This window comes from Dellaglioa sp. CoH-57-MRSF-22, assembly GCF_056781895.1.
In genome coordinates, this window is the sequence record NZ_JBXAXT010000073.1 from 1 (window position 1) to 486 (window position 486).

Sequence of the window (486 nt, forward strand, 5' to 3'; positions counted from 1 at the left end):
GGAAATAGCTCAGCTTGGTAGAGCACCTGGTTTGGGACCAGGGGGTCGCAGGTTCGAATCCTGTTTTCCCGATTAATAGATTGCCAAAATTTATTATGTGTTTTTATTTTATGGCGGCGTAGCTCAGCTGGCTAGAGCGTCCGGTTCATACCCGGGAGGTCAGGGGTTCGATCCCCTTCACCGCTATTTTCTACGTAAGAAGCTTGGACCTTTAGCTCAGTTGGTTAGAGCAGACGGCTCATAACCGCCCGGTCGTAGGTTCGAGTCCTACAAGGTCCATTACTTGTAGCTGATTCAAGTAGATTTTTAATTTTTTATGGAGGATTACCCAAGTCTGGCTGAAGGGAACGGTCTTGAAAACCGTCAGGTGGGTCAAACCACGCAAGAGTTCGAATCTCTTATCCTCCTTTTTAATATTATCGCGGGATGGAGCAGTCTGGTAGCTCGTCGGGCTCATAACCCGAAGGTCGTAGGTTCAAATCCTGC

4 tRNA genes are annotated in these 486 nt (G+C 48.1%); all 4 read left to right on the plus strand.

The features are described 5' to 3' along the window. The 4 genes from AC1RPR_RS08205 to AC1RPR_RS08220 all read left to right on the plus strand — a co-directional run bounded on the left by AC1RPR_RS08205 (nt 1) and on the right by AC1RPR_RS08220 (nt 408). A tRNA-Pro gene (locus AC1RPR_RS08205) sits at nt 1-72 on the plus strand. Between the two features lie 40 nt (nt 73-112). After that, nucleotides 113-186: transfer RNA gene (locus AC1RPR_RS08210), tRNA-Met, on the plus strand. Nucleotides 187-205: 19 nt separating this feature from the next. Further along, nucleotides 206-279: transfer RNA gene (locus AC1RPR_RS08215), tRNA-Ile, on the plus strand. 39 nt (nt 280-318) lie between these two features. Continuing rightward, nucleotides 319-408, plus strand: a tRNA-Ser gene (locus AC1RPR_RS08220). Nucleotides 409-486 lie beyond the last annotated feature (78 nt).